We start from the raw sequence: 6,349 nt of genomic DNA, 5'->3' as shown, positions 1-6,349 counted from the left end.
TGCTCAACCCGCGCCATACGGCGTAAAACCCGCCGAGGCTCTAACTGCAGCCGGATGAAAATTCAGTGGCAGGTCACCGTCAGTCGGGATATGAGGCAATATGTCGCGACCGTTCGAACTAACAGCCCCTCCCCGGACGGCACTCCAAACGTGAAACAGATAAGCGGCGGCCCGACAAGCCATTTGACCGGCTTGCGGCTGTCCTTCTCGATGGCAAGTTCCGCGTCACGCGGGCGGCCATCATTTCATAGAACTCGTCGAGCAGCGTGCGACGTACGTTGATTGCGTCAAAGCCTGGCGATTCATGCTGCGGGACTCGGTCTGGGATATTCCAGGCCTCGTCGACGTCACGGCCGAATTGCGAGCGGCTGAACAAGCCATCTGAGCCGCGGACTCTCGAAAGGCTGCCTTCCACTTCTATGCAACGGGATTGCAGGACAGCAGGCCGCCAATCTTTTCGCACTCATCTCTGCCATCTTGGGCGCTCTCAGCCCTGACGTGTGGAGAAAATCAATCTGGCTTTACCTTCTTGTCCGCAGCGAGGAACGGGCAAGGAATCCTCGGCATTTGGCTCCTGGCATTCGAGTAGCTAAGCTCCCTCATTGCATCTGAACGAATGATTCGCGCGGAGCGTGGTCCTATGGAAAATTTCGCCTATGGCTGGATCTTTCGCTCGAAGGAGTATAAACTCGTCTACTAGCTCATTCTTTCAGGAAGTAAAAGTAAAACATGACCGCCCACACAAAAATCACGCGACCACAGGTCCTGCATTTTCCTCGCCGCGGTGAACCGCAGGCAATGATTGAGTGTGAAGATAATCTTACATTTATGCGGAAACTTAAGAATGCGAGCATGAATCTTATCGTGACTTCGCCTCCCTATAACATAGGCAAGGAATACGAGAAGCGCACCTCAAACGAGATTTACATCGAACAGCAGTCCGCTACGATCGCCGAAGCCGTTCGCCTCTTGAACCCGCGCGGGTCGATCTGCTGGCAAGTCGGGAATGGGATTGATGACGGAGAGATTTTTCCCCTCGATATTCTTCTCTATCCGATTTTCAAAAACCACGGCCTCAAGCTGCGCAACCGGATTGTGTGGACGTTTGGCCACGGCTTGCACTGCCAGAAGCGGTTGTCGGGCCGCCACGAAACTATACTGTGGTTCACAAAGTCGGACGACTATACGTTCAATCTCGACCCTATTCGTGTGCCGTCGAAATACCCGGAGAAGAAGCATTTCAAAGGGCCGAATAAAGGCAAGATATCCGGTAACCCGCTTGGAAAAAACCCATCCGATGTATGGGATATTCCGAACGTGAAATCGAACCACGTCGAGAAAACCGATCACCCGTGCCAATTTCCCGTCGGTCTGGTTGAACGCCTCGTTCTGGCACTCACGAACAAAGGCGACTCCGTCCTAGATCCCTATCTGGGGGTTGGATCGACCGCGATCGCCGCGATCAAGAACGGACGTCATGCATATGGATGTGACGTGGTCCGGGAGTACGTTGATATCGCCGAAGAGCGCGTTGAGGCATACCGAAGCGGGGAACTGCGCGTCCGCCCGATGAACAAGCCCATTTACGAGCCACCTTTCAGAGAAGAAGAAGAATGAAATTCGCGGGCGCTTACTCGCTTCACAACGGCCAAGCCGAGTGGGAGAAGCGCGAACTTGCTGAGTGGCTTACGGACCTTTTTGAGGCCCCTAGCATCACGGTCGGCGCAGGGTGCACGGGTAAGATAAGAGCCCACATCTCCAGTGAACTGTCAGCGAGCGGTTGGTCCCACGGGGTGCGCATTGATCCAAACTTCGATCTGACCGTCACTGGCAGATATCGCGACCTCGCGTTTCAAATTCAGACTGGGAATATCAGTCGGGCCATCTACGACCTGATGAAACTCCAGTTTCTTTATCAGCAAGGCAAGATCGAAGCGGCGGCGTTAGCGGTGCCTACAAAGTCCGCTGGTCTTCTGATTGCATCAAACGTAGCGAGCGTAGAGAGGGTGTGGGGCGAGGTTCAGTTATTCGACCGGATCATCACGTTCCCACTTCTTGTCGTCGGCTTTGAATAGTGGGGAAGCATGCCGTACCAAGTTAACGTGAAACCGGCGCACGAACGCAAAGACTTGATCGCATCGCTATCAGTCAAGCCCGTGTGCGGAGAACAGCCGACGTTCGACGTCTATGAAGGGCAGCGGACGATGCTGCCGGTCATTAGACTCCCCCTCGATTTGCCGGTGTACCGCATGGCTAACGCCAGGACGCAAACGGAGCAACTCGCTTACATCGCCGAGAAAAAAGGGCCGGTCAATTATTTTGAGGCAGGTCAAGACAATGAAGAGGCCCAGCAAGCTCAACATAACATTTTGCGGGGGTTCGCCAACGCGACCGCCGGTTCGGTTAAACCGATCATTGAGGAGCTTGAGCGTACTAAGCAAACAGAGCCGATCATGATCACGCCGTCCGGCGTCGTCGTCAATGGTAACCGTCGTCTCACCGCAATGCGCGAACTCTATGCCGACCGAAAAGCGGAATTTCCGACCTTTGCCGAGGTGGAATGTATGGTTCTGCCACCTCTTACGGAGGAGCAGATCGATGACATTGAAACGCGGCTTCAAGAGCGTCCGGAGACTAAACTTCCGTATAGCTGGATCAACGAGACTCTCAAGATCCGACGCCAATTAGAGAAAAAGTCAAAAAAAGAAACTGATATTGCTGATATGCGTCGCAAGTCGGTTGGAGATATTCGGAAATCGCTCAGTGCGCTAAATTATGCAGAGATATATCTGCGGGATTGGTGCGGCGCGCCTGGCGATTATCGGCTGGTCGAAAAGGGAGGCGAACAGTTCTTTAGCGACCTCGTCCCGCGCCTAAAAGGTAAGGAGGGGCCGCTCCTCGAAGCCAACCTGAGAATGGCGTGGCTTCTTTTTGACAATCGAGACAGCCTCGGCGGTCGGATTTACAACTTCAATAAGGTACTCGGAGAGAAGGCGGAACACGTCCTCGCGCAGCTTGCCGAGCGCCTAGATGTGGAAGACGAACAGCCAGAAGAAGACGCTGATGGAGAGATCGAAGAGTCGATGGAGATCGACCTTGGCGGGGAAACACACGCCAACGACTATGCGCCGCTTCTCGCCCTGTTCGACAATCCGCAGCGGCGGGACGAGGTTTTCGACGAGCTTAAGGCCGTGTGCCAAACGGTCCTGGATTCAGGAGCGGCAAGCAAGGTCGGGAAGGCCGCCTTGAGGGCCGCGCAAGACGCAAATACTCGGTTGACTGAAATTGATTTATCAACGGCTGATCCCAACACTCATGCCGGGATACAGAAACAGCTCGATGAAATCGTTCACCGCGCCACAGCCTTGAAGAGCAAACTTCAGGAGATCAAGGACGGCACCGGCCATACGTCGTCGAGCGGAAGCTGACGGTGACATCGGCCCCCGTCATTATTGGCGTGACCTATATTCCGGTGCGATTCTCGGGACGATTGGCCTTGGAGGGTGCGCCGTCAACTTCCATTTGGGAGCGGTTGCAGCAGGCTGTGCTGAACCTCGGTCTGGATTACCAATTCGGTCCAGGCACGATAGAGCTGACGTGGGCCGGTGTACTGACCATTGTTGGGCAGTTTGCTGGCCAACAAAAGGCGCTGGATTTTCGCTTTAGTCCAAAGGATGACAATGCGCGCGAGCGCCTTGCTGCGTTCGTCCAGCAGTTCAAGCAGGTTCAACAATCCAAAGGCTCCCTCAAGCTCGCCATTACAATTGAGGAGATCGAACAGCGGCTTGAGGCTGCGGGTTTTGAGAGAAAGCTCAAATCGTTCCAGCTTCGGGATCTCCAGCGTCTGTTGTCGCTAGAAAATGGCGCCAATTTTTCAGTGCCTGGCGCCGGAAAAACGACGGTCACTTTGGCGCTCCATATTCTGACGAAGAAGCCCGGACAGATACTACTCGTGATCGGGCCAAAGGCATCTTTTCCTGCCTGGCGAGAAGTTGTCGCTGAGTGTGTGCGACCCTCCGCTCCAGATGCAAATGCCGAGCCGTTCACAGTGATAACCGCATCCGGAGATGCGCTTCAAAAGACCCTAACGTCAGGTTCGACACGGTTCGTTATCAGCTACGATTTGATGATTCAAAACGCAGAAATTCTCACGAATTTCGCTTCCCAGAATAAGGTCCATCTTGTGCTCGATGAGGCCCATCGCATGAAGGCGGGCTTCGGCTCGCAACGCGGAGCACTGCTGCTCAATATGGCTCCGCTGCCGATCCGACGCGACATCCTTACTGGAACGCCAATGCCTCAGCAGCCATCGGATATCCAGTCCCAGCTCGACTTCTTGTGGCCCGGCGCTGGGCTCGGCTTGCAGATCAGCAGAGGCGATCCACCAAGGCAGGTGCTTGGCGAGCTATACGTTCGGACGACGAAACAGGACCTCGGTCTACCCAAGCCCTATCGCCACTTTCTCTCTGTCCCGATGGCGGAGGGTCAGATGGCACTCTACGGAATCGTAAGGAACGAATTTCTCCGACAAGTCAGTACGCTTGGGCTGGATGGCCGGTTTGATGCGCCTGCAGCGAAACGGTCCGTGATGCGGCTGCTGCAGCTTTCTGCGAACCCCATTCTCGCGCTCCGTGCCATTGCCGACGATGCCTTGGGGCTGGATTCTGGCATTTTGGATCAGGTGATTGCCGAAGGCCCTTCTACTAAAATGAGGGCCGTCGCGGACCACGCGAGAGCGCTCGCGAAGAGGGGGCGGAAGTCAGTTATTTGGACGATATTCACCGATACAATCGCCCAGATGGAGCTGATACTTGCTGACCTCAACCCCGTCGGCCTCTATGGCGCAGTTCCGACCGGTGAGCCGACGGACCCCACCACAAGAGAAGGGCGTATCCGCCGTTTCCACGAGGACCCGTCTTGCATGGTTATGATTGCGAATCCTGCGGCAGCGGGGGAAGGGATCAGTCTCCACAAAATATGCCATGATGCGCTCTATCTTGATCGCAGCTATATCACGACCCACTACCTACAATCTATCGACCGGATACACCGCTTGGGGCTTGAGCCCGGAGTGGAAACCAATATCTACATTTACAGGACGCTTGCCCCTATGGGCTTGGGCTGCATCGATCATTCAGTCAGCCACCGGTTGCGGCAAAAGCTCCGCGCTCTCCAGATACTGTTGGATGATCCCGACCTGCATGAGATCGCCTTTGACGAGGAAAACTCCGAAGACCCAATAGCGTGGGACATTAGTCCAGACGACGTGCGCGATCTGATCGAGGTTTTGGAAGGGCGCGCTCACTTCTCGGACGAGGACAGTGAGTGAGCTCTCCGCAAGGGGTTATCCCGGAATTTCGAATGAGCGCATTCGCGGCGCTTATCGGCTTACGCCGATATCTCCGCGATCATCCGAACACGCCTGTTGAAGAAGCGGCAAATTCTTTGCAGCGCTTGGATGCTGATTTGGCGGCGGCAGACTTCCAAGGCGCTTTGCGTCTCCATGATCAGTTCTCCGTCGAGATAGATTTTTTGCATATTGTTGAAGGCCTGCGCGCTGGCCTCGGCGTGTTGATTGAGGCGCATCGTCCTTGGTGGTGTAGATTCTTTCCGTACGGCCGGCAGCGTTTAGCGACGTGCCTTACACAGGACGAGCTTCAGACTTTCCGCTCGGCAGGTCTCTTCGAAGATATTCCCGATGCTGACGTTGTCGCTTGGTGGGACGCATTCGCCTCATTGGTGCGTTCCGCCGAAGACGAGCGCTTAAACTCGCAAGGCCGTCATGCCGAGCGATTATCCCTGGAGTACGAGCGGAAGCGGTTGAACAAGCTCGGGATATCCGAAGAGCCTCGTTGGATCGCCCTTGACGACAATTCCGCAGGTTATGATCTCCAGTCATACGAGCGCACTGAGTACGGGCTGAAGAATCTCCTTATTGAAGTGAAATCGTCTCAGCGTTACCCCCCGCGTATGATCCTCACTCGCGGTGAATGGAAGGCGGCGGTTCAATATGGAGACGCCTATATCTTCCATCTCTGGCAGCTTCCGGCAGAGGAACTTACAGTTTTGACGGTCGCCGACATAGCCCATCACGTGCCCCAAGATCAGGGAAAGGGTTCGTGGGCGGAACTTGAAATAGCGTTCTAGAAAGCATCAGACAAGGGCTCAAAAGCGCATGCCACAGGCCTCCGACGCCCAAAACAACGAGATGTGAAGGCTACTCGGTCTCCAAAACCGCAGGTCGTAGGTTCGAGCCCTGCTGCTCGTGCCATTGACCTGCCACTGAATTTTCATCCGGCTGCAGTTAGAGCCTCGGCGGGTTTTACGCCGTATGGCGCGGGTTGAGCAA

5 protein-coding genes are annotated in these 6,349 nt (G+C 55.0%); all 5 read left to right on the top strand.

All coding sequences use genetic code 11. The annotated features are described in order from the left end of the window. The first annotated feature begins 729 nt into the window (after positions 1-729). Genes AC0L2P_RS31920 through AC0L2P_RS31900 form a run of 5 tightly spaced genes read left to right on the top strand, consistent with a single transcriptional unit; the run spans position 730 to position 6,147 of the window. On the top strand, positions 730-1,617 hold the full coding sequence (locus AC0L2P_RS31920; RefSeq protein WP_473507202.1) for a DNA-methyltransferase: 888 nt from the start codon (positions 730-732) through the stop codon (positions 1,615-1,617). Further along, positions 1,614-2,075, top strand: coding sequence for a BglII/BstYI family type II restriction endonuclease (locus AC0L2P_RS31915; RefSeq protein WP_473507201.1), 462 nt, complete (start codon positions 1,614-1,616; stop codon positions 2,073-2,075). The genes AC0L2P_RS31920 and AC0L2P_RS31915 overlap by 4 nt, the downstream gene beginning before the upstream one ends. Positions 2,076-2,084: 9 nt before the next feature. Beyond that, positions 2,085-3,428 (top strand): ParB N-terminal domain-containing protein, encoded by a 1,344-nt coding sequence (locus AC0L2P_RS31910; RefSeq protein WP_473507200.1) that lies wholly within the window; start codon positions 2,085-2,087, stop codon positions 3,426-3,428. 2 nt (positions 3,429-3,430) lie between these two features. Next, positions 3,431-5,329 carry an SNF2-related protein gene (locus AC0L2P_RS31905; protein WP_473507199.1) on the top strand — a complete coding sequence of 633 codons (1,899 nt, stop codon included), beginning with the start codon at positions 3,431-3,433 and terminating at the stop codon, positions 5,327-5,329. A gap of 32 nt (positions 5,330-5,361) precedes the next feature. Next, the gene (locus AC0L2P_RS31900; RefSeq protein WP_473507198.1) at positions 5,362-6,147 is read left to right on the top strand and encodes a protein NO VEIN domain-containing protein; all 786 of its coding nucleotides are present in this window, start codon (positions 5,362-5,364) and stop codon (positions 6,145-6,147) included. Positions 6,148-6,349: the final 202 nt, after the last annotated feature.

Source organism: Mesorhizobium sp. WSM4836, assembly GCF_055811815.1.
This window is presented reverse-complemented; position numbering and strand designations above follow the sequence as displayed.

Excerpts from the sequence above, each read along its gene's own strand:
- AC0L2P_RS31920 (WP_473507202.1), top strand. The coding sequence starts at position 730 with ATGACCGCCCACACAAAAATCACGCGACCACAGGTCCTGCATTTTCCT.
- AC0L2P_RS31915 (WP_473507201.1), top strand. The coding sequence starts at position 1,614 with ATGAAATTCGCGGGCGCTTACTCGCTTCACAACGGCCAAGCCGAGTGG.
- AC0L2P_RS31910 (WP_473507200.1), top strand. The coding sequence starts at position 2,085 with ATGCCGTACCAAGTTAACGTGAAACCGGCGCACGAACGCAAAGACTTG.
- AC0L2P_RS31900 (WP_473507198.1), top strand. The coding sequence starts at position 5,362 with ATGAGCGCATTCGCGGCGCTTATCGGCTTACGCCGATATCTCCGCGAT.